Genomic DNA, 263 nt, shown 5'->3' on the forward strand with positions numbered 1-263 from the left:
GAATATTATGGCGCCGGGCAAAAGCATCTATGCAACCCGACTGCATGGCACGTATGGAACAATGTCCGGGACTTCCATGGCCGCTCCTCAGGTGGCGGGAGCGGCAGCGTTGATCCTGGCAAAAAATCCGAAAATGACCCCGCTGGAGGTCCGACAGTTGCTTTATCAGACGGCAACCAATTTGGGTGAACCGGGTTGGGACCGGCGTACTGGCTATGGCCTGCTTGATATCAATAAAGCGCTCCATTCCAACTTGTCTGCTG

At 54.8% G+C, this 263-nt stretch carries 1 protein-coding gene; it reads left to right on the forward strand.

What is annotated here, in order from left to right; translation table 11 throughout:
* Positions 1 to 263 (forward strand): S8 family serine peptidase (locus MXD62_RS08820; RefSeq protein WP_248828894.1); only part of this gene is annotated, 263 nt, incomplete at both ends.

Source organism: Frankia sp. Mgl5 (assembly GCF_023242985.1).
Lineage (GTDB): Bacteria > Actinomycetota > Actinomycetes > Frankiales > Frankiaceae > Parafrankia > Parafrankia soli.